Raw genomic sequence first — 22,164 nt, 5'->3', positions numbered from 1 at the left:
CAATTTAGATTTCTAATATGGATCGTCGCTAGTAGCCTTGATAACCTTTTTATGTTGATACATGACTATATCAGCATACTTTAATAATTCCTCCTCTGACTGACCGTGAAGAGGATAAATACTAGACCCAATACTTATATGGCAAAATACTGGTTTGTTCTCGATCAAAAAATCTCTTTGAAACTGTCTTTGTATGTCCACAATAATGTTATTCATTTGGTCTACATCATCAATAATCATTAAAAATTCATCACCCGATTTGTGAAAAACATTGCTCTTTACAACTTCAGATAATCTCTTAGCACATTCTATTAATAATTTGTCCCCTATTATGTGACCATATTTGTCATTAATTGATTTAAAATGATTGATATCCAAAAACAGGATACCAAACTGCTTATTCTTTTCGTCGGATTGCTTTATTAGACTTTGGAGAGACATTCTAAAATTGCGCAAATTCGATAGACCAGTTAATTCATCTGTGAGTGCAAGTTTTATTAACTTTTCATATCGAAAATTACAACGTTGATTCATTATTAAATGCCAATCTATAGTTTGCTTCATTGTTAGGTTATATTTCAAGTTATCATCTACCTTTCACTAAGTTTTTTAGAGATTTAATATGAACTCTTAGCAACGAATAGTAATATAATACGTATTTAAACATGTAGACTTATAATTCTTGGCACATTAAAAAGACACGATTCTAATAAATAATCGGTATCATTGAATAGCCAGCTTATAATAAATCATAACAGTGATCTAATAGCAGCCATTATTATAGATGACCAAACTAGATCATTTTTTCTTTCAAACCATTTATATTTTATGGTTAATTTCCATTACATACTTGTAATCAAATGAATTTAAAAGTTCAAAATTGCACTCCTAGATAATATTAATTTTATGCTCTTAAAGATCTCTTAAAAAATCGGTTCATATTACCGAATTTATTGTACAGAGGCGAGGGAAGTCTCGCTAGTCGATGAAAACGCCACGACCTATGGCGTCATCGACACTAGGACGTCCTGTCCGTCGGGGCTGAACAAGGTTGTTCCTGCATATGAACGAAACTTACCCAATATTTTATATATTACCTCTATATACTTACATTTTCACCGATTTACTTCGCTTTTCTTAGAATTACATTTTTATTTAAGGAGATTATGAACATCTTTATAGGGTCTAACCAAAGAATTATAGAGGTTTTTTGGAAAAAGGGTGCACTTAATAAGCCACCCTTATCTTTTTCAAAGAAATGGAAAATAATGTGCTATAATCGAACTTTCCTTTTCCTTCCCACAATATACTCACGGCGACAAACCCTTCCACATCTCACGGCTTCCATTGCGCATACATTCCTTCGTTCAGTCTATCCATGAAATGGGGTCGGCAATGCTTCCTTTCAGGGTCATTGCCCGATAGTATAAAAATATACCGACAGCTCCGTGCTTCAAATGTTATTATCGACTTTAATCTAAAATATAAGTGAAATTTGAAAACTTAGTATATAGACATGGAGGCAATTTTCGCAACCTCCTCTAACTCTATATTTCCTTCAACATTATCTTCTATAAAGTTTACCTCTTCTTGAACACTATCCAAGTAATTCATTATTTACCTCTTTTCTAGACGTCACATACTATTGCTAGTATAAGAAAAAATTTCTTGAATATAATTATACCCTACATACTTTTGTCCTTTTTTATCAAAAACTAATTTGATTAATGTTGACGAACTTATAAATTATTTAAAATAAAAATACAGCAGGAAGTTTTTTTACCCCCTGCTGTATTGCCTTTTTAATGTTAGTTATTCTAAATTTTTGTGTATTTTTACATATGTAAATGTTTTGTACATACAGATTTCTCATATTATAATCAAAAGTATTTAGACATTTTTCTCAATCCAGACATCCTCATGACGCTTAAGATACCAATTTTCTATAGCCAACGCATATGGCAACGGAATGTCATCAATTGTTTCCATATGTGCCGGAACCGAACGATTCATCGTCGTTATGGAAGCAACTTGAAAATGTCTTTGTAATCGATTTTGTGAATAAGACATTTCAATCACATTTTTTCTTTTCGTAATAAACATGCGGCTATTTAAACCTCCATGCCACCATTGAACCTGGTCTGAGGTCAGGACATATCTTGTATGCATATAATCAAGAATCCGGTGTAATACAATAATACATAATAAAACTAGAGACAGTATCCACCAAGCCTGATCAATTTGGAAAAAGTTGGGCTTGAAATAAAATAACCCTATCGTTGCTATCATCCATATCCAACTTGGCCTCAACATTTTAACCCCTAAGGATTTCCGTGGAAGTCTTTGTAATTCCGTATGTAACTGATAGATGGGTAGTAATTCTTCTATTAACTGATAAGCCTTTTGGATCGGCAGAAAGGGATAAAGTGAGTTTACGTTTACTGATCCTTCAGACTTATTTGGATTGGCGGAACTAATTAACTTCACTTCCGCTAACCCAAACATTCGCTTAATAAATGTTTGTTGAATTTCCAAACCTTGAATTTTCTTCTTTTCGATCGCAAAATAACTTTCATCCAATACTCCTCTATTAATGTAAATATGTGTGTCATCGGAAGAGATTTCATATTTCCCATAGCGGATAAACGTCCTCGCAAAACCAAAAGCAGTAGCAATGAAAACTGCCAACACAATGATTCCAAATAATAGCCATTTACTATGAAGTAAGCTTTGAAATATACCCTCTATCTGTTCTTCCTCTGGCAATAATGGTTCCATATGATCGAAAATACCGGCAACAATCGGAATAATCGCCAGGAAACTTAATGATGTAAAACTCGCCTTCCATAAGTCTTTTCGCTTCGGGGTAAAATGAACTGTACGAGTTGTCTCCTGGATAAGTTCTTGTTTTTCTGGAGCTTCCTCCTTATGTACATCAATGTTCGTTACCTCTTCAGTCACACTTTCTTTTTGAACTATGTTTTTCTTACCTGGTTGCACTAATTCAAGTAAAAAGTCAGCATGTTTCTTTGTTATTACCTCAAAATGGATGGCATCGTCTTCCCCGTCCATCGCTGTTTCAAATGTTAACGAAGTTATTCCAAAAATTTTATGAAATATTGTTGTCTTCCTTGTCACATTTTGAACTCTAGAAAACGGAATCGTGCTTGTCTGCTTTACAAAAATTCCTTTATGTATATGAAACGTTCGATCTTTCCACTCATATTTTTCAACAAACCAAACTACCACAATATAAAGTAACTGCAATACAAGAAATATCACAAATGCATATCTTCCATACTTAAAAAGCCAAAACTCGGAATCCTTTCTGAATATAAACAAGATTAGTCCAATCAAAAAACTATTTTTCACTAATTGATAGATTCGAAAAGCAATCGTTAGCGGATGATATCGCATTATTCATCCACTTCCTTCAACTTTGCATAGTCCGCTAATGTTTCCCTTATCTTAAGTGCAACATTTTCATCTAATGCAGGAATAACATGAGAAGAACCCATTGTTTCTACTTTGATTGAACGAACTTGATAACGCTTCATAATCGGTCCTTGACTGGTGGAAACGGATTGTATCTTAGCCATTGGAACGGTCACCCATTCTTTATTAAGAATGCCATAGCTTAATTGAAGATACTCATCATCAAACTGATAGCTCCAGCTTCGATAGAGATAACCCGGTTCTATGATAGACCATATTATACCCAATATATTAAGCACGACTAAGCCGATCAATACCCAAAAAACCCATGTTGGCCAAGCAAAAAAATGATCCAACCAAAAAAAGATCCCTATTACCACAAATACAATCATATTACTAAGCGTGTCGGTAATCATGCGTACTTTTGGAAAAGAAGGTGATAAATTATGTTTTAATGTTCTATTACTCACAAGTAGTAACCTCCTCATTTCATTATATTTCTATTTTCATATGAATGAAGTATCTTTTCAAATCTATTGAACTATGAAATATCCTGTATTCCTTACTTCTTTGGTTAAAAATTTTTTACTCCTTTTAATTTATATAGCTTTTTCCAAATAACTTTATCCAATTTCTCATGGCATTTTTCATGATATCCAAACTTTTCGAATTTCTTCGTTTTAAGTCTTCCAATCGTGTGACGAACTTCTTGATCATGAAATATTAAGCTTCGATACTGCTCGTTTTTTAAGTAATCTTGGAACCAAGAGTGTTTCTTAAGTTGGTTTATGTTTTTCTCAATGTCCTCTTCCCTAACTTCCTTTAATAAGGAGAGATCTACTATAACACTTAAGAGCTCAAATAATATCCCTATTCCTCCCAATGTGTTACCTCCTATATAGTTGTTGTTAGTAGAATTACGATATTATTAAGAGAAAAGTTTCATGTCTTGAGTAATAAAAAAAGAACAGCATCCAAACAACACTAAAAACCATCAAAATACAAAAAGAGACAGGTTACTTCTCAAGCTCCCCATCTCTAGAATCACAAATCATTCTTCATCATTTTTAGCTTTTTGAAATAAAGCTTCTGGGATCATTTCAAAGCCTTCGATCATCGTATTTTCTTCTACTTCGATCATGAGACTAAGCTTTCCATCGAAGTGGATTTGCCGTACATATCTCAAGTCTTGTGGACCAATTTTAATATCCGCTACTTTTGTTTTAATTTTGATCGACTTTGAATTATATTTCGGTATGATACTACTCGCTTTGAATTCGTATTTTTCATCATCAATGACGGTCTTGAAAGCAGTTTCTACCTTTTCTGAATCGACATCTTCTACGCCACTGCTTTTTAGAACTGTTTCTACATCCTTGTAGTCTAATTTCGGTATCTCTTCCTCTTCATTCTCTTCTATTACACGATGAATTTCGTCGTATACATTGGAAAGTGTAGATGTATTGATTTGGTCACCCGTAACCTTTTTCACAATTTCTTCAAAAACCACTTTATCATCCGCGGCAGTCATCGTCTCTTCGGCATTTAATACTTCCTCAATGAAATGATAATTCAGTTCATACGCTTTCCCTGCCGAATAAAGGACGTGGTTAACATCCGCAGCATTATCTGTGAAACAAGGGAATAAAAACCCTGATATTGGAGCCTTCAAATTGATGACAGGGTCTACGACAAAATTATATTTGAATTCCTTTTCTACATAGTCAAACAGTAATTCTTTTTTCGGATCTTGGGTTTTATTCATACTACATAGGATAAAAGAACTGGAATAAACCGTATCTCTTCCACTTTCTTCCGACTCTTCATTGCCGCGCTTCATCGGTTTCATATATTCTCCTCGAATAAAAGTTACGACAATATCCATTTCATATTGCTTGTCTTTCAACATTTTTTCTACGAGGCGAAGCATTTGACCCTTCCACTCTTCCGTATCATTACTGAGTAAACCTTGGTGTAGAATGAGCTGACTGTTATCTTCTACATCACGTTGGAACTTTAATTCAAATATTTTTTCGTCCATCTGACCAGATAATACTTTTTTAAAGTTGGCCATAAATAAATCTTTCTGTTCCTCTTCCAGCAATTCAAATGGTACACTCTGATGATGATAAATTTCACTCGACTCTTTCATGATGTACACATTAAAGATTTCATGTATTTTTAATAAATCATTATTTACTTTGAATTGTTTTCGAATATTTGCAATGTCTTTTTTGTTCAATTTTGTTCCACTCCTAGTTGGTATTACATGTGTTTTTCGAATGTGTATTCTATCATTTTAACACAGATCCCATTTGTTTTATCCACTCTTTTCTGAGAACTAGTAGTGCTTGATTAAGGACGTATTATAAGCTTTTTGGTGTGGGGATTTATTATGATAATGATGTATGGGGATCCATCAACCAAAAGGTAAGCTGAAAATGTTAATCTAGCTTACTTTTTTCAGATGATAATACTTTATAGCTGGAGTTAACAGTTCATTTTATAATAAAATATACATGAGACTTTAGTCCTTTTTTATTTGAATTATAACAATCTTGAAGGGAGCTTTAATAAAATGATAGCATTTTTTATTTCAATAATAATTCTAGCAATCCTAGTGACATTCTGGTTATTCTTCATAAGCAAAAAACAATCTATTAAGCAAGTCCCAGTAAAAAAAGTAGATATTAGTTTTAAGAATGTTAATGGAAACTATATAGCTACAGGAAATAAAAATGAGTTTATTGTTAAAAAGGATGACCGCTTTGAATTCTTGGTCAAAGATGGAGAAATTATCGCTTGTAAGGATAATAGTCGACATAGTCAATTCATCTATTATAAGGAGGCATAGAGATGGGAATTATAGATTGGGCGTCCAATAAAGTGCAAACATTTACAGGAGAAGAAGAAAGACGAGAATTAGTTGAAAAATTCAAAGAGGTACATACAGAACACAAAAGTGTTGTCTATACAAAAGTAAATAAGTTAAATCATTTCATTCAAGAGTTTAACAATCGAATACAACAACTAAATATTTTTAGAAGGGACAAGGTTAAAATAAAAATAGGTAATCTTAGAGATTTTTTGGTTACGTTCGGTAATATAGATCAACAAATCATTTTTGCTATTGAAGAACAAAAAGAAATTATCTCTCTTTCCTCTAAAGATTTTGAATCTACCGATAACTATATTACTGATATAGATTGGAGTAAAGATGATGTTTTCAAAAAGACTTTTTTAAAAACAATCTTTGGTGCAAGATCAGAGACTAGGCGTCAAAACCTAACAATGAAAGAACACCTTAACGAGTATCAACTAGAAATTAAAAGTAGAGAAAAACAAATAGAATTTAAACAACAAAAAGTTATTACCGACACAAAAATTAGCGATTTATATAGCTCTACTATTGTAATTGTTGATCATACAATTAAAGAAAAAATCATTCCTGAAATGGAATTGGTAGGGGCAATGCTTGAAGCTGAATCAATTAAGAATATGATAATAGCTGATAAAGATCCGACAAATGCTACTATTAACAAAGACATAAGTCTGTTAAAAGATACCGTCTATAGTCGGCATTATCACTTTGTAAGGAATTCATTATTATTTTTTATTCTTTGTACAAAAATTTACAATACTCCTATTCTAACAAAACTATTAAATGAGGAAGCTTCTGATCATGACTATAAACAGCTGGAAAATCAAAAAAATATTTTATTAGAACAGGATTCAAAATTGTCATTAAACATGATGGAGGAGTAAAAACATGGAACTTAATAAAGTTATCGACCTAAGAAATAGCCTAGCTGAAAAAGAGAAGAAGGTCTATCTTAATATAATGACACAATTGAATACTAATACGAAGGAATTATTGTCTAACAATATTGGTTCACAATTAATATCTTCCTGTGTGCGTGATATTTCCGGTCAGGTTGTTCGTAAATATTTTGATTTAGGTGATTTATATATCACAGCAGATCAATTAGCAAAACGAATAACTAGTTTTAATTATAAAGATGAATACGATCCATTACTACATAATACTGAATACCAAAAAGAAGTATATAACTATAGCGATGATGTAGAATTTTCAAAGACACTATCAAACATCAATAAGCGCAGTGCTGAAGCCACCAAAAAGGTATTCGATGAACCACGTGACACAAGCGAACCCTTTTATGATAAAGGTAAAAAGTACCAGTCCCGTTCCGAATATAAGTATAGTGAGATTAATCCGGATAGTGATTATATGAAAGATGATTTAACTGGTCAGGAAGCAAGAAAAGAAACTATTCAAGGTGATCATGTACGTTCGGTAAAAGTAGCCTCTTACAATTCTCGTTATCTTGATAAAGAGTATGTTGAGAAGATGTCAGAAATCTATAATTCAGATGAAAACATGCAATGGATTAATGAGCGTGCCAATCAGTCAAAAGGATCTGCTGCGACGTTTGAAGAAACAATTCAAAAGTGGGAAAATTCATCACCTCACACGAAAAAGGAACTACAAGATAAAGGTTTTTTAAACAAGGAGGGAACAGTTCCGAAACATGTTAAGAAAGAACTAGAAAGAAACTTCCGTCATATTGGTAATGTAGAAAGCATGACTGCATTAAAACATACAAATTATCGAAAAGTGGGTAGTGATGCTGTTAAGGAAACAACCTCGTCAATGGCGAAAATCATGACGGGGCAATTAATTTACTACGTTCTTCCCCCACTTGTTTATGAAACAAAAACTATATTAACTAAAGGTTTTGTAACATTAGAGAGTTTTTTCCATGATATAAAGAAAGCAACTAAAAAAGTAATAAAGTATGTATCATCAAAGCTTAAACATATTCTTGCCAATTTCACAGAGAACTCACTAAAGAAATTTATAAAAATCTTTTTTGATATTTTACTAACTATCGTTAAAAATACGGTAAAACGAATTATGACGCTAGTTAAAGATTTAGTATTAGCACTTGTTGATTCGGTTAAAATTCTGTTTAACAAAAATGCTACTGCGTCCCAGAAAGCCGATAGCGTTTTCAATCTTATGTCTGTTACTGTCGCCAACTTTGTAGTCATTACATTAATGGAGTTTATAGAAAAGCAATTTTCAATTCCTCCTTTTCTAGTAGAAGCTATAGAATTACTAGCAGTTGTGTTAACAACAAATTTAGTTATGGTTATTCTACAAAAACTCGATCTTTTTAATGTAAAATACGGCTTTATGATAGCTAACATTGAACAAATATTTAGAGAATCTAAGCAAAAATATGATAGTAAAATCTTTGCTATGGAGACTGAAACTAATTTTGAAGTAGATGTCATTATAAATGATGTAATTTATGACATCAAAAATATTAAAGAACGATTAACTGAAATAGATGTCCATTCTGAATCAATCAAGGATGATTTAGAGAAAGTGAATAAAATTTTTAATATGAAGATAGATTTTGAAAAAGAATGGGAGAAATATGTTGGGTTCGCAAATTAGGAGGAAAATATATGGTTTTCATTGTAGGATTAGTAGTTGTTATCTTTATATTATGGTTTTTGGCAAAATTAAACAGTAGGTAGGTGAATTCAGCAGATATGGATAAAAGCATATTTTCAGAATCACAATTATTACAAATAAATATTGGAGAAAAACATGGATTAACTCCAAAACAAATAAAGATGTATGCCCAACCTCATTTTAAAGTAGAACAAATGGAAAAAATTCGTTGGGGACTCGAACAAGGACACCCTATAGAAAAAATTAGGATCTATGCCGTTCCAAACTATAATGGAGACCAAATGAAGATTATCCTTTGGGCAATTGAATCTAGATTTACTGATGATGAGGTTCAAACAATAGCAAACTCTAATTTGAATGTAGATGAAATGTTTGAGATTTATGAAGTTATTAGTAGAAAACATTCTTTAAATACTTAACAGATTTAGTGCACAAAAAATATGTTAAAATTTAGCATTTTAAACGCAGTCAGTCCTCCGCCTCTATATTATTTTATAAAAGTGAGGACTGTCCATGTCGTTTCTATTTAATCTTCAAATTTAAATATCCAACAATATAGGAATAATCATTGGTTCCTTCTTCGTATGTTCTTTTACGTATTTTGCGATGGACCTTTTGATTTGTTTTTTCAAGACATTCCATGAATATCTATTTGCTTCATGTAGCTCGTTGATGGTTTCTATTGTAATTCGATTCATTCCTTTACGGAGTTCAGAGAAATTCTGATCGACGAATCCACGCGAAATAAACTCGGGTTCGGAGAGGACTTTTTCTTCCTGTTTGTTCATCGGTATGATAATCATGAGCATGCCATCCTCTGCAATTCGTTTACGATCACGTATTACAAATTCCATATCCCCTACATCCACTCCGTCAACATACGTGTCACCACTCGTTATAGTTCTTGTACTACGGGCGGTAGAATTTTCAATATCCACAACATCACCATTTTTAATAATAAATGTGTTGCCTTCCTCTACTCCAACAGATTCTGCGAGCATTCGATGATGATGCAGCATACGATATTCACCATGAATAGGAATAAAATATTTTGGCTTCATCAGGGTAAGCATGAGCCTTAAATCTTCTTGATATCCATGACCTGAAACATGCATTCCCGAACTACTTCCTGATCCATAAATAACATGCGCTCCAAGTTTATATAAGTTGTCGACAATGCTAGTTACATTTTTTTCATTTCCAGGGATTGGACCTGCTGCAAGGATCACAGTATCTTCCGGTAATACATCAACATCGCGGAAGTTTCCAGTGGACAGTCTACTAAGGGCTGCCATGGTCTCTCCTTGGCTCCCGGTGCATAAAATAGCCACCATTTCTGGAGGCAATTCATTAATGTCACGGGCATCAATTAACATGCCTTTAGGAACGTTCAAATACCCACGTTCCATTGCTACCTTTACCACATTCACCATTGATCGCCCAAGTAAGGCAAGTTTTCTTCTCGTTTTCTGCGCAGCGTGGACAGCCTGTTGGATACGGCTAACATTGGAAGCAAAAGTGGATACAAAAACTTTTCGTTTTGCCTTTGTAAATATTTCTTCCAAATTTTCACCAACCATTTGTTCGGAGGGAGTATAACCAGATCGTTCTGCATTGGTACTTTCCGACAAAAGAAGCATTACTCCCTTGTTCCCAATTTCAGCCATTTTATGAATATCTGGTCGTTCATCATTCGCAGGGGTCAAATCAAACTTGAAGTCTCCAGTATGTACGATCGTTCCTTCTGGAGTGTTGAATACAATTCCTAAACAATCTGGAATACTATGGTTTACTTTAAAAAAACTTATCCCCATTTCACCGATTTCGACTTTCGAATCTGAGTTAATTTCAATCAGTTCACTTTCTCGTAAAATTCGATGTTCTTTTAATTTGATTTCAATTAGTCCAAGTGTGAACCTTGTCGCATACACTGGCACATTTAACTTTTTCAAGAAGAAGGGGATTCCCCCAATATGATCTTCATGGCCATGTGTAATAATTAAAGCCCTTACTCGGTTCTGATTTTCGATAAGGTAAGAAATATCCGGGATGATTAAATCAATCCCTAATAAACTTTCATCGGGAAACTTGTTTCCGCAATCGATAATTACAATATCATCCCCATATTCGATAGCGTACATATTTTTCCCAATTTCGTTTATGCCGCCAAGGGCAAAGACAGATACACCATTATCTTTTGTTCCCATATTAATCCCTCCAGGTATCAAATATGGATTAGTATACCCTTGTTTTTTGTTTTTATTGGTGGGTTGAGGGGTCTGTCCCCTTGACCCATTTAAGTTAGAAATTCCCGTAATGGCTCTGCTAGTTTTTTTACATCTTCCATTCCCTGTTGATATAACGTTGTCAGTTTTTCCTTATCTCTTTCGATACGCCCGACCTCTAATTTTTCGGATGGATTGATTACAAATACATTCCCTTTCTTCTCTTCCTCGAAGATATATTGCAGTGTTTCATTATAAATGATGTGACGTTTTTCTAATGCTTTTACTAACCCTGGATATGCTTTATATTTTTTCCGGATGTACCAGCCGAATGATTGCGGTTTTTTATAATAACCTCTGTTTCTCGTTAAGATTACTACATTTTTTCGATTTCCATCTCTTTCTGATTGTTTTATAGGGATCGGGTCAGATATACCTCCATCCATCAGAATCCGATCATCATATGGTACAGCAGGGGCAACTAATGGTAGAGAACTCGATGCACGAATGACGGTAAGTAGGTCCTTCCCATAATCTTCTCGTTTATAAAAGACAGGATCCCCAGTCATACAATCCGTTACACCAACAACAAACTCTTCCTTTGCATCATGAAAAGCCTCGAATTCAAAGGGTTCTAATTGATTCGGCAAACTATCGAACAAAAAGTCCATCCCAAAAAGCTGTCTTTTTTTAATGAAATTCCGAAGTGATAAATATTCTGGATGATCGATATAATCGATGTTAACCGCTCTATTGCGGTCCATTTGACGAGAAACATAGGAAGACCCATTACATGCACCAGCAGATACACCGATGATATAAGGCAGGTAAATCTCCTGCTCCATTAAATAACGAAGAACTCCCGCTGTATAGACTCCTCTACTTCCTCCACCTTCTAATACTAGTCCTGTGTTTTTCATGTAATCTCCTCTTCATTTGCCATTTTTATTTATACGTTTTATCAATTAAAAGGGACTTCAACCTATTTGCAGAAAGGAACCCTTGTTAAGAATAAGAATATAACTATTTTCCATTATAAAACGAAAGAATGGAACTTTCTAACTAAGAGCTTATCATCTCGTTCTTCTCACTTTTCAAAGCACTTTGTTACTTCAAGAGAATAGCGCCCTTATTTATAGAGGATTACACATATTACTTTTTACCTTTAGCATTTTTATTAAACACTGTTAGCACGGGAAAGGACGCTAACAGTAGCTAGTCCCACTAGCTTTAAATGAAAACATAATTCATAGATTGGAATATAAATAACTAAATACGTTTCATAAAATATTTTAGAGGTGATAAAAAGTGGCAAGAGTTAAATATACAGACAATGACGTTGCCTTAATGGCAAGGATGATGCGGGCAGAAGCGGAAGGCGAAGGGAAACAAGGGATGCTTATGGTTGGTAATGTAATTGTCAATCGACGAAAAGCAGATTGTTTGGATTTTGAAGGTTTAAGGTCAATAGAAGACGTGATTTTTCAAGTACAGGGTGGAAATTATTCTTTCGAAGCAGTACAAAAAGGTAATGTTTTCTATAACAGAGCAAGAAGTGCAGAAAAAAGATTAGCCAAACAAACCTTGGACTATTGGAGAGAACATCCTTCCAAGTATGCTCTTTGGTATTTTAATCCGTATGGTGAATGCCCACCTTCGTGGTACGGTCAACCATTTGCAGGACAATTTAAACTACATTGTTATTATGAACCACAAGCTAATACATGCGAAGGTGCTTATAGATGGTAAAAAAATCCCCATACATGGGGATTTTTTTTGAGCCTAACTTATTTAGCGGATCATCATTCCGTTATTTCCATGAATACGAACTCAACTCCGATACCGCCAGTTTGTTGAAGTTCCTGTCCTGATTGCCTAAATGATAATATTGCTGTACTTTTTAAATACATATGGGGATGTCATTATAGAAAGAAGTGCACCATAGTTAAGATTGAAGGTTACTTCATCCCCTACCACTAAGTTATTTTCCTTTGCATCGAGGACAGTATGATCGCTGCTGGAACCGAGAATTTCAATATCCAACGTTGGTATTAATCCAGCCACCAGAACATCTTGACTCCCTATTCCAAGAATAACTCTTTTCATTTGTCCACGATCTTCAAATTGCTGGATTTCTCCAAAAGCATTCTGACCTATTTCTCCATAAGGTACAGATGGTTTTATTTTCGATTCAATAATTTCTGTAACGAATGTAAACGCGTCAGTATATAGATCTGGGATTACCATTCGGTTTAAAGTTTCACGTCCTAAATAAATTGATTCACCCAACCTTAAGTTATTAACCTTCCCAACACTACCAGTTGTCATAAACCAATTATAATTGGCCGAGTTTCCACCTGATACATATGAAAGAGGAAGAGAAAATTTTGTTTCAACATCACTTGCCAGTTTTGATAAATCATTCATTTTTTGTTCGTTTGGTTTGACTCCTCCAAAACACGCAAAGTTTACACCAATACCAACAATTTTAATCCCTTTTAGCTCCATGACCTCTTGAATAAAATGCTCAAGATTTTCGGGCATTATCCCTTCTCTTAAATCTCCCATTTCAATCATTAAAATAATTTTATGCACAGTTTTATTTCGTATAGCAGCTTCAGATAGTTTTTTAATAACAGAAAGCTCGGTATTGATGCTAATATCTGCATTTTTTATAACTGAATCAATTTCACTTAAAGCAGGTATTTTTAATAAAACAAAGACTGCTTTAATTCCTGCATCACGCATTTTCTTTAAATTTACTAATTTGGAATCCGCGAGCATGTGAATACCATGACCCAATAATGTTTTTGCTATTTCTGGAGCTCCACATACCGTTTTTGTAACACCCATTAGCTCGATATTTTCAGAGCCGTATATTTCAACTAACTTCGCTGTATTATGTGCAATCTTTGCAAGGTTAATTTCGACCCGTGGTAAAATAGACTGGTTCAATTAATTAATACTTTTTTCTGTTTGCTAATCAATTCTGGGTAAGCGTCAAAAATACTTTCGATCAGTTTGTCGCACCCAAATGTAAGAGCATCTGTGGTCGGAAGTTTAATATCTTCTTCATATTCTGAAATGGTTGCCATAAGTTCTTCATCTGACATGTTTTCATGGTTGATAGTTACCGCAATCACTTTTGCCTTTGAAAAGTTTTCAATAAGATCGATCTCACTTTTTACCGTTGGCATTTCTATATAACTGAAATCACCTAAGTGTGGTCGTTTGGGTGCGTGTTGAATGATAACTGCCCCAGGTTGCGATCCTCTTATAATTCCACACGAACTTATATATGCAGGATGACTTAATGACCCTTGCCCTTCAACGATAATAATATCAGGATTATCGTTTTCATAAGCTTTCATGATTTGATTTTCAATTTCACCTGTCATAAATTGAGAAGGAATGGCATCAATTGCAACACCGTATTTCGCTCCTTGTATTAACCCTGTTTGTCCGGTTGCAATAAAAGCAACATTTAGTCCCCTTTCAAGCAAGGCATCTTCGAGTAGCACCGATGTTGTTCGCTTACCTATTGCGCTATCCGTACCTAGTACAGCTATTACTGGTGTATCAATGTGTAATATCCTTCCAGAAAAAAGATGCATATCCTTTTTTTGCACAGGCTTTCTCACGTCAAGGATCGTTACATCAAACTGTTTAGCATGCTTTATAAATTCCTCATCATCTGTGAAAAATTCATGAAGAGGGTTCACAATATTCATCCCTAATTCCATTGCTTTAAAAAGGAGATTTCTCTCATCTATTTTCAAAAATGCCTCAGAAGGAGCTATTCCGTAAATGAATTGATCAGGAACACTCTGTAAGTTTTCAAGTGCATGAGTAAGACTCTGGAATATAGGAATTCCATTTTCTTCTCCTACAAGGCAGTCACCCGCATCCATTCCAACCTTTGTACTGTCGATTACTCCAACAATATCAAATTTTCTTGAGTTTCTAACCAGTCCATTAGCTGTCTTTCCATCCATTGTTCCAAAATTATTCTCACAATATACTATTGCTGTTTCTTTCATAAGGCTTTTCCTCCTAAAATCTATTTTCACTGAGATCTCCGCGCAAAAGAGATTTTACATTTTTTGTTCAAGGAAATAAAAACCTATCCCATATAGAAAAAGCCCTATAAGTTAAAATGTAATTTTTTTCAGAATATAAAAACATTCATGCGTTCCTATAAGTATAGCACAGTTAACGATATGTAATTGTTTTATTTTCCAAAGCTTGTTGATATAAACCAAAAGATATAGGAAAAGTACACTAGGGGGTCAGACCCCTCATATCATTTTCGTTGCCAGCCTCTGACTCTTCATTATTTGATTCAGTAACGAATTAGGGTCAGTCCCCCCGGTACACTATCACTTTAGCATAGTTGGAAACTGACCCTTTTCTGTCTGTATTAACTTAACTATAATTTATTTGCATCAACATTTCACACAAAGTTATCAAGCAATGCACGCACTTCATCTGTTGACTCTGTACTCATCAATTGATTTCTTAATTCACTTGCCCCTCGAAACCCACGGACATATATCTTAAAAAAGCGATGAAGATGTTTGAATGGACGTATTTCAATTTCCTTTGAATATTGATCAATGAGGTCAACATGTAATCTTAAGAGATCTAGTAATTCCTTACTACTATGGTCTTTCGCCTCTTTTTCAAAGGCAAATGGATTTTTAAAAATACCACGCCCAATCATAACCCCATCGACACCATATTTTCGAACAAGATCCAAGCCAGTTTGACGGTCAGGAATATCTCCATTAATCGTCAGAAGCGTATCTGGTGCCACACGGTCACGAAGCTCCTTAATCTCCGGAATCAATTCCCAGTGAGCGTCCACTTCACTCATTTCCTTTTTAGTGCGAAGGTGAATAGAAAGATTAACGATATCTTGTTTCAATAGGTGTGTAAGCCAGTCATGCCATTCGTCTACATCAGTGTAACCAAGCCTTGTCTTCACACTTACCGGCAATCCTCCTGCTTTTGCTGCTTGTATTAGCTCTGCTGCAACTTCTGGACGACGGATAAGACCGCATCCCTTCCCATTTGGTGCCACATTAGGTGCAGGACAGCCCATATTAATATCTATACCACGAAAACCTTCGTTCGCCATACCTATACTCATTTGTCGAAAATACTCGGGTTTATCCCCCCATATATGGGCCACTATCGGTTGTTCATCTTCTGTAAAAGCCAAACGCCCACGCACACTTTGGTGCCCCTTTGGATGACAATAACTTTCCGAGTTTGTAAACTCTGTAAAAAACACATCAGGTCTAGCTGCTTCGCTCACCACATGGCGAAAAACAACATTCGTAACCTCTTCCATTGGTGCCAATATAAAAAACGGTCGTGGTAAATCACGCCAAAAATTATCTGTCATATTCAAATTCAAATCCTCTCATTACGGGACTTCAGGACACCCCCTGATGTTCCCTTCAAAATAAAAAGCAAAGATGTCCCCCCCTGCTTCTTTTACACTTATACCATGCTTAAAGCATTTTTTATCAAACCACTGTAAATTTTAATAATTTTTTCCTATAATATCAACAGATAAAGAAGTTCATTTAAAATAAAGTAGGACGAGTACAGTCAGGGGGACATCGTTCAGGTATTTACACATTTTCGGAAACTCTCTTGAAAAATAGCAAGCCACATTATAAATAATTTATTTAAAAGGGTCAAGCCCTTCACGTGGACATTTGTCCAATTGGAGGGTCTGACCCCTTCCTTTATTCATGAAGTTATTGTAAATGGACTATTGGTGTCATGGAGTAATAACTCATAAAAAAACAGGTGGAAATCGCTTCCTCCTGTTTTCCAACTTCATACTCCATAACTACTAAGTACGCTTTTTCTTTTTTCTTGACGAATCCTTCTTCACTTTTCCAGTTTCCCTATTTGTCGTTCCTTGCCCTTCAACATCAGAAGACCCCATTCCAACACCAACTTTTCTTTTTGCCACGATATTCACCTCCAACAATATATATTGTTCCTTAAAAAATTGAAGCTATGTTATTTATATTGAGAAATATAGGGGACAGTCCCTCCCCTACACACGATCCTACAATAAAATTTCCCCAAAAAAAGAGGCATAGTACCTCGGTAGATACTACACCTTTTTCGTTTTACTTAATTCATGAAACTGCTGGTTTTACCTGACCATCCTCTTGCTTCTCAATTTCTCTTACAGCCTTATCACTTGTATCCACCCGTTTTACAAACAGTGCTAGTACTAGAGCAACGATGTTTATTGCCAATGCTACATAGAATGAATACTGGATTCCACTAAGTAACGCTTGTTGTGACATAGAGGCTACAGATGCTTCTGTTAATGTTGATGGATCCACACCACTCATTAAATTCTCGCCTTTCGTTGTTGCAACAGAGTTCATTATTGTCACCATAATAGCCGTACCGATTGATCCTGAAACTTGTTGCGCTGTATTGTTAATCGCTGTCCCATGTGGATTCAACTGTGTTGGCAGCTGATTCAAACCATTTGTCATAATTGGCATCATTACCATAGACATTCCGAGCATACGTAAAGAATATACAAGTATGATATATGTGTAAGTGGAATCAATTTGCACGTGCGCCAGCATATAGGTTGAAACTCCAGTAATAGCGAGTCCGATTATAGATAAGGTACGCGGACCAAATTTATCAAACAGTCTTCCTGTAATTGGTGACATTATCCCCATAATGAGCGCGCCAGGTAATAGCATTAAACCAGAATGAAGAGGTGAAATACCACGAACATCCTGCACATAAGCCGGTGTTAAAATCATACCTGAGAACATAGCAACTGCATTGACAATGGCAATCACAGAAGCAAGAGCAAACATTGGATATTTATACGGACGTAAATCTAATAATGGTTTATCCATTTTCAATTGACGAATAATAAATAGCATTAAAGCAATTCCACCAACAATTAATGTAGTTAATACAACGGAATCGCTCCAGCCTTGAGAACTTGCATTACTTACTCCATACAATATTCCACCGAAACCGATACTTGATAAAACAAGAGATAAATAATCAAGTTTGGCATTTTTATCCTGTGCCATGACATTATCAAACTTCCATATAGCTAGTACCAAACTAATAATCGCTAATGGTAAAATCATTTCAAAAAGTAATCGCCAATTATGATACTCGACAATATATCCTGATAATGTAGGTCCAATTGCCGGTGCAGCGATCATTACCATTCCGAAAACACCCATAGCAGCACCTCGTTTGTCACGTGGAAAACTTACTAACATGATGTTCATTAATAATGGTCCCATTACAGAAGACCCTGCAGCTTGAATCATACGTCCTGTTAACAGGAAACCAAAGTTAGGGGCAAAAGCTGCTATTGCAGTACCTAACGTAAAGATTGCCATAGCTGTAACAAATAAACTACGGTTTGAAAAACGTGTAATTAAGAACGCTGATGCAGGGATTAATATTCCACTGACTAGCATGTATCCTGTAGCAAGCCATTGTACCGTAGAGTAATCTTCAATTTCTAAATCAACCATAATAGATGGAAGAGCTACGTTTAACAATGAATTATTCAAAAATGATACGAAAGCTCCTAAAAATAAAATACTGATCATTAAATATGGTGTCTTATTCCCTTGTGTATTCATGACTATTCCCTCTTATCTTTACTAATATGTTTTGCACTTGATTATTTTATACCCACAGTTTAATTTTTGCAACACTTTTATACCGATAGTATAAAAGCGTTGTTTTTCTGTATAAAGAAACGTATACTTACTTTTAGAAAGGATTGGAGAAATCTATGAATGAGCGTAAAAGGAAAGTAGCAGATATTGCTTTAAAGCTGTTTATCGAAAAAGGGTTTCAACAAACATCTATTCAGGAAATTATTGATAAAGCAAATATATCTAAAGGGACATTTTACAATTACTTTTCTTCCAAAAATGATTGTATTGCAGAAATATTGGAAAACATTCGTTATGATGCAGGACAGCAGCGTGTTGCCATGCAAATCGGTAAGGACCCTCAGGATCGTGAAGTTTTAATTGAACAAATTACTATATTAATGAAGTTGAATGAGGAAAATAAACTACGAACTCTATTTGAAAATATTCTATCCTCTGATCAAGCTGATTTAAAAAAACTAGTGATACAGCATAGAGTTATAGAAATGGAATGGTTAGCCAATCGTTTGGTTGATATTATGGGAGAAGACATTCGAGAGTATGCGACCGAAGCAACTGTTTTGTATTTTGGCATGCTGCAGTATATGTTATTTACTTTAAATTTAACTAACAGTAACTATTCATTAGATGAACTGATTGAAACCATTTTGTCTCATGTAGAACTACTTATACCGCAGATGAAAAAGAAGGGTAGTACCATTTTAACTAATTTTGCTATCGATTTACTTCAAACAAATGTCCACAAAAAAGTTATGACGAAACCTGAATTAATGGAAATGGCCAATCAATTGAAAGCAAACTATGACTTTAATGAAGAGCAACAGGATTTATTTGATGTCATCCTGAGTGAGTTGGAGCGGGATCGTATCCGTAAGATAGTTGTACAAAAGCTATTGAAACCGTTTCTACAATTATTTGAGGAATCAACTATTGCATCACAGGTCCAGCTGTTTACTAATGCCGTCTGGACTTATTTAAAAACGATATGATTGGAGTATACATAACTAGAGTTATTTAAGCGTGGACCAATTTGCGTTCATTAAATGCGATCAAACAAAATCCCCTCGCTCCATGAGCAAGGGGATTCTTCTATCATATTTATTAGATGGACAAACATCTATTGAAAAAGGTGATGCAATACCCGATCTCTATCATTAAAAAATTGCTTCATGATCGCATAATGTGGCGTTTCCTCAAGTTTTACCTGATGCATTCCATCTTCTGCAAGCTCCACTATTTTTGCATGTGGATAAGACATAAGTATTGGAGAATGAGTTGAAATAATAAATTGAGATCCTTGATTGACTAGTTCATTAATTCTAGCTAACATGGACAATTGTCTTAGTGGTGATAGTGCAGCCTCTGGTTCATCCAGGATGTATAAACCATTTCCCCTAAACCGTTCGGTAAAGGCAGCAAAGAAAGATTCCCCGTGAGATTGTTCATGAAGTGACTTTCCACCAAAGGAATCAATGATTTTCCCACCCCTGCCTGGTTCCTTGTCCATATTCTCTATATTGGAGGCAACATTGTAAAAAGTCTCCGCTCTAAAGAAAAAGCTATCTTCAGCCCGATGAACCCCCTTTACTAATTTTATATATTTATCTAAATTAGAATGCGAATCAAAACTTGAAAAATTAAAATTAAACGTACCACCTTCAGGATTAAATCCCAATGCAATGGCAATCCCCTCAAGTAAAGTAGATTTTCCCATTCCATTTTCACCAATAATATAGGTAACATTAGGGTGCAAAGTCAGATTTGTAAACTTTTTAATAATTGGAAGAGAAAATGGAAACGTATCATAGGAAAAGATCTGATCTCTTTTTAGACTAACCTCACGAATATATTGGCTGTTGAAATCTAATAACATGATTTCCTCCTAGTATCTATAAGCTTCTAATGAAAAATGTCTGTTAGTAACATAATACATACTACGATTACATCACATAAATGCGAAGCATACAATAATTTATTAATTCATAAAAACATATTTTTATTAAGATGAGGAAATCGAATAACTTCTTGCTGTTCTACAAACAATAAAGTTAAACTTCATTCAGTTCGAGGTGTTTTTATCGCCCGCTGACAACTGGAACCATAGGGGGCTGTATAACTGGCCTGACGTGTGATCTTACGCCTATTCATGCGGAATAAATGTATATAAAGATGCCCTTTCTGCGTCTTCACCTTGTCAAAGAAAGGATTACAAAAGTATGAAAAAGTTTCTTGTACTTATAAGTTGCATGTTTCTAATGTTAGTAATTATATCACCTGTCCATGCAAGCGGTAATATTCCTAGTAATATTTATGTGGTGAAATCTGGTGATACTCTACCTGACATTGCCCATATTTATGATACTTCTATTGAAGATTTACAAGCAATGAATGGATTGCAATCTGATGAATTATCCGTTGGACAGAAATTGCGGGTTCCCATTATGTACGAAGTTAGTCCTGGAGACACACTGCAAGATATTGCAGCTATTTATCATTCCTCCCTAGAAACAATAAAAACAATAAATGCATTTTCTTCTGATCAATTATTTCCAGGTCAAATATTACAAATCATTCCCCCAAAAATAAACATGCAGGGACAGGATATCCTTATGACAAAAGAGGAGTTTAGGGATTGGTTATTTCATCAAAAATTCAGCAGGAAAATAAGTCTTATTCAACAACATCACACCTGGTTACCATCGTATAAGCATTTTAAAGGTTCCAATCATTTTCAAATGATAGAAGGTATGAGAAATCATCATATCAAACAAATGGGATGGAAAAATATCGCCCAAAACATAACTACCTTTCCAGATGGAAAAGTAGCCGTATCTCGGCCATTTAATATAGCTCCTGAAGGCTCCATCGGCCCAGAAGCTAACACCATTGGGTTAGCTATCGAACACGTTGGAAATTTTGATATAGGTAACGATGTCATGACGGAAAAACATAAGGAAACGATTATTTATATTACTGCCTTACTTTGTATCAAATTTGGACTTACTCCCTCGATAGACAGTATTACGTATCATCATTGGTGGCACTACAAAACGAAAGAAAGAGTATTAGATGACGCTGCAAGTTATGAAGTGAAGTCTTGTCCAGGTACGGCATTTTTTGGGGGGAATTCCACCAAAAGTGCAAAGAACAATTTTTATCCCCTAGTTGAAAGAAAGATGGAGGAAATAATAGCATCCATGGATGAAAATCAAAGCGAACAATCGAACACCTCAAAATAACTAGAATTCATATAAAGTGAATCTTCTTCCTATCCTTGGGACCTCTC

Annotated in this window: 20 protein-coding genes; 7 read left to right on the top strand and 13 right to left on the bottom strand. The window is 34.8% G+C overall.

Annotated features, from left to right (window positions below; genetic code table 11):
- Positions 1–12 precede the first annotated feature (12 nt).
- From ACFSTA_RS06675 to ACFSTA_RS06655, 5 genes are all read right to left on the bottom strand, one after another.
- Complete coding sequence (locus ACFSTA_RS06675) at positions 13–564, bottom strand: diguanylate cyclase domain-containing protein (protein ID WP_377555815.1); 552 nt, start codon at positions 562–564, stop codon at positions 13–15.
- A 1,326-nt stretch (positions 565–1,890) separates the two neighbouring features.
- Complete coding sequence (locus tag ACFSTA_RS06670) at positions 1,891–3,417, bottom strand: PH domain-containing protein (RefSeq protein ID WP_377555814.1); 1,527 nt, start codon at positions 3,415–3,417, stop codon at positions 1,891–1,893.
- Positions 3,417–3,905: a PH domain-containing protein gene (locus ACFSTA_RS06665; RefSeq protein ID WP_377555813.1), complete on the bottom strand. Its 489-nt coding sequence runs from the start codon at positions 3,903–3,905 to the stop codon at positions 3,417–3,419. Before ACFSTA_RS06665 ends, ACFSTA_RS06670 begins: the two co-directional genes overlap by 1 nt.
- 104 nt (positions 3,906–4,009) lie before the next feature.
- Positions 4,010–4,318 (bottom strand): hypothetical protein, encoded by a 309-nt coding sequence (locus ACFSTA_RS06660; RefSeq protein ID WP_377555812.1) that lies wholly within the window; start codon positions 4,316–4,318, stop codon positions 4,010–4,012.
- 168 nt (positions 4,319–4,486) lie between these two features.
- Positions 4,487–5,677, bottom strand: a complete 1,191-nt coding sequence (locus tag ACFSTA_RS06655) for a DUF4317 domain-containing protein (RefSeq protein WP_377555811.1) — start codon at positions 5,675–5,677, stop codon at positions 4,487–4,489.
- Between the two features lie 336 nt (positions 5,678–6,013).
- Between ACFSTA_RS06655 and ACFSTA_RS06650 the strand changes: the two genes are divergently transcribed.
- The 4 genes from ACFSTA_RS06650 (at position 6,014) to ACFSTA_RS06635 (ending at position 9,363) form a co-directional block, all read left to right on the top strand.
- Positions 6,014–6,289, top strand: a complete 276-nt coding sequence (locus ACFSTA_RS06650; protein ID WP_377555810.1) for a hypothetical protein — start codon at positions 6,014–6,016, stop codon at positions 6,287–6,289.
- A gap of 2 nt (positions 6,290–6,291) precedes the next feature.
- Positions 6,292–7,200, top strand: a complete 909-nt coding sequence (locus tag ACFSTA_RS06645; protein ID WP_377555809.1) for a hypothetical protein — start codon at positions 6,292–6,294, stop codon at positions 7,198–7,200.
- A 4-nt stretch (positions 7,201–7,204) separates the two neighbouring features.
- Positions 7,205–8,923, top strand: coding sequence for a hypothetical protein (locus ACFSTA_RS06640; RefSeq protein ID WP_377555808.1), 1,719 nt, complete (start codon positions 7,205–7,207; stop codon positions 8,921–8,923).
- Positions 8,924–9,021: 98 nt separating this feature from the next.
- Positions 9,022–9,363: a hypothetical protein gene (locus ACFSTA_RS06635; protein WP_377555806.1), complete on the top strand. Its 342-nt coding sequence runs from the start codon at positions 9,022–9,024 to the stop codon at positions 9,361–9,363.
- A 120-nt stretch (positions 9,364–9,483) separates the two neighbouring features.
- Here the strand turns inward: ACFSTA_RS06635 and ACFSTA_RS06630 are convergent, their stop codons facing one another.
- Together ACFSTA_RS06630 and ACFSTA_RS06625 are read right to left on the bottom strand one after the other, a co-directional pair.
- On the bottom strand, positions 9,484–11,151 hold the full coding sequence (locus tag ACFSTA_RS06630) for a ribonuclease J (protein WP_377555805.1): 1,668 nt from the start codon (positions 11,149–11,151) through the stop codon (positions 9,484–9,486).
- A gap of 89 nt (positions 11,152–11,240) precedes the next feature.
- Entirely contained in the window at positions 11,241–12,089 is an 849-nt protein-coding gene (locus ACFSTA_RS06625) for a patatin-like phospholipase family protein (RefSeq protein ID WP_377555804.1), read from the bottom strand.
- A gap of 388 nt (positions 12,090–12,477) precedes the next feature.
- Between ACFSTA_RS06625 and ACFSTA_RS06620 the strand changes: the two genes are divergently transcribed.
- On the top strand, positions 12,478–12,918 hold the full coding sequence (locus ACFSTA_RS06620) for a cell wall hydrolase (RefSeq protein WP_377555803.1): 441 nt from the start codon (positions 12,478–12,480) through the stop codon (positions 12,916–12,918).
- 126 nt (positions 12,919–13,044) lie between these two features.
- On the opposite strand, the gene ACFSTA_RS06615 is transcribed toward ACFSTA_RS06620, so the two are convergent.
- From ACFSTA_RS06615 to ACFSTA_RS06595, 5 genes are all read right to left on the bottom strand, one after another.
- The gene (locus ACFSTA_RS06615) at positions 13,045–14,124 is read right to left on the bottom strand and encodes an alanine/ornithine racemase family PLP-dependent enzyme (protein ID WP_377555802.1); all 1,080 of its coding nucleotides are present in this window, start codon (positions 14,122–14,124) and stop codon (positions 13,045–13,047) included.
- Complete coding sequence (locus ACFSTA_RS06610) at positions 14,121–15,209, bottom strand: DUF1611 domain-containing protein (protein WP_377555801.1); 1,089 nt, start codon at positions 15,207–15,209, stop codon at positions 14,121–14,123. Before ACFSTA_RS06610 ends, ACFSTA_RS06615 begins: the two co-directional genes overlap by 4 nt.
- Positions 15,210–15,622: 413 nt before the next feature.
- A complete protein-coding gene (locus ACFSTA_RS06605; RefSeq protein WP_377555896.1) occupies positions 15,623–16,579 on the bottom strand; it encodes a tRNA dihydrouridine synthase in 957 nt (318 codons plus the stop codon).
- 459 nt (positions 16,580–17,038) lie between these two features.
- Positions 17,039–17,161: a YuzL family protein gene (locus ACFSTA_RS06600; RefSeq protein WP_377555800.1), complete on the bottom strand. Its 123-nt coding sequence runs from the start codon at positions 17,159–17,161 to the stop codon at positions 17,039–17,041.
- A gap of 172 nt (positions 17,162–17,333) precedes the next feature.
- Positions 17,334–18,839, bottom strand: coding sequence for a DHA2 family efflux MFS transporter permease subunit (locus ACFSTA_RS06595; protein ID WP_377555799.1), 1,506 nt, complete (start codon positions 18,837–18,839; stop codon positions 17,334–17,336).
- A gap of 155 nt (positions 18,840–18,994) precedes the next feature.
- On the opposite strand from ACFSTA_RS06595, the gene ACFSTA_RS06590 reads away from it, so the two are divergent.
- Entirely contained in the window at positions 18,995–19,867 is an 873-nt protein-coding gene (locus ACFSTA_RS06590) for a TetR/AcrR family transcriptional regulator (RefSeq protein ID WP_377555798.1), read from the top strand.
- Positions 19,868–19,995: 128 nt separating this feature from the next.
- On the opposite strand, the gene ACFSTA_RS06585 is transcribed toward ACFSTA_RS06590, so the two are convergent.
- Positions 19,996–20,751, bottom strand: a complete 756-nt coding sequence (locus ACFSTA_RS06585) for an AAA family ATPase (RefSeq protein WP_377555797.1) — start codon at positions 20,749–20,751, stop codon at positions 19,996–19,998.
- A 343-nt stretch (positions 20,752–21,094) separates the two neighbouring features.
- On the opposite strand from ACFSTA_RS06585, the gene ACFSTA_RS06580 reads away from it, so the two are divergent.
- Entirely contained in the window at positions 21,095–22,117 is a 1,023-nt protein-coding gene (locus ACFSTA_RS06580; protein ID WP_377555796.1) for a LysM peptidoglycan-binding domain-containing protein, read from the top strand.
- Positions 22,118–22,164 lie beyond the last annotated feature (47 nt).

Source organism: Ornithinibacillus salinisoli (genome assembly GCF_042684965.1).
Lineage (GTDB): Bacteria > Bacillota > Bacilli > Bacillales > Amphibacillaceae > Ornithinibacillus > Ornithinibacillus salinisoli.
Note: the sequence above shows the minus strand (reverse complement) of the source record. Positions and strands in the feature narration are given on the sequence as shown.

Coding starts and splice junctions, on each gene's coding strand:
- ACFSTA_RS06675 (WP_377555815.1), bottom strand. CDS start 564: ATGAAGCAAACTATAGATTGGCATTTAATAATGAATCAACGTTGTAAT.
- ACFSTA_RS06670 (WP_377555814.1), bottom strand. CDS start 3,417: ATGCGATATCATCCGCTAACGATTGCTTTTCGAATCTATCAATTAGTG.
- ACFSTA_RS06650 (WP_377555810.1), top strand. CDS start 6,014: ATGATAGCATTTTTTATTTCAATAATAATTCTAGCAATCCTAGTGACA.
- ACFSTA_RS06645 (WP_377555809.1), top strand. CDS start 6,292: ATGGGAATTATAGATTGGGCGTCCAATAAAGTGCAAACATTTACAGGA.
- ACFSTA_RS06640 (WP_377555808.1), top strand. CDS start 7,205: ATGGAACTTAATAAAGTTATCGACCTAAGAAATAGCCTAGCTGAAAAA.
- ACFSTA_RS06635 (WP_377555806.1), top strand. CDS start 9,022: ATGGATAAAAGCATATTTTCAGAATCACAATTATTACAAATAAATATT.
- ACFSTA_RS06630 (WP_377555805.1), bottom strand. CDS start 11,151: ATGGGAACAAAAGATAATGGTGTATCTGTCTTTGCCCTTGGCGGCATA.
- ACFSTA_RS06625 (WP_377555804.1), bottom strand. CDS start 12,089: ATGAAAAACACAGGACTAGTATTAGAAGGTGGAGGAAGTAGAGGAGTC.
- ACFSTA_RS06610 (WP_377555801.1), bottom strand. CDS start 15,209: ATGAAAGAAACAGCAATAGTATATTGTGAGAATAATTTTGGAACAATG.
- ACFSTA_RS06605 (WP_377555896.1), bottom strand. CDS start 16,579: ATGACAGATAATTTTTGGCGTGATTTACCACGACCGTTTTTTATATTG.
- ACFSTA_RS06595 (WP_377555799.1), bottom strand. CDS start 18,839: ATGAATACACAAGGGAATAAGACACCATATTTAATGATCAGTATTTTA.
- ACFSTA_RS06590 (WP_377555798.1), top strand. CDS start 18,995: ATGAATGAGCGTAAAAGGAAAGTAGCAGATATTGCTTTAAAGCTGTTT.
- ACFSTA_RS06585 (WP_377555797.1), bottom strand. CDS start 20,751: ATGTTATTAGATTTCAACAGCCAATATATTCGTGAGGTTAGTCTAAAA.
- ACFSTA_RS06580 (WP_377555796.1), top strand. CDS start 21,095: ATGAAAAAGTTTCTTGTACTTATAAGTTGCATGTTTCTAATGTTAGTA.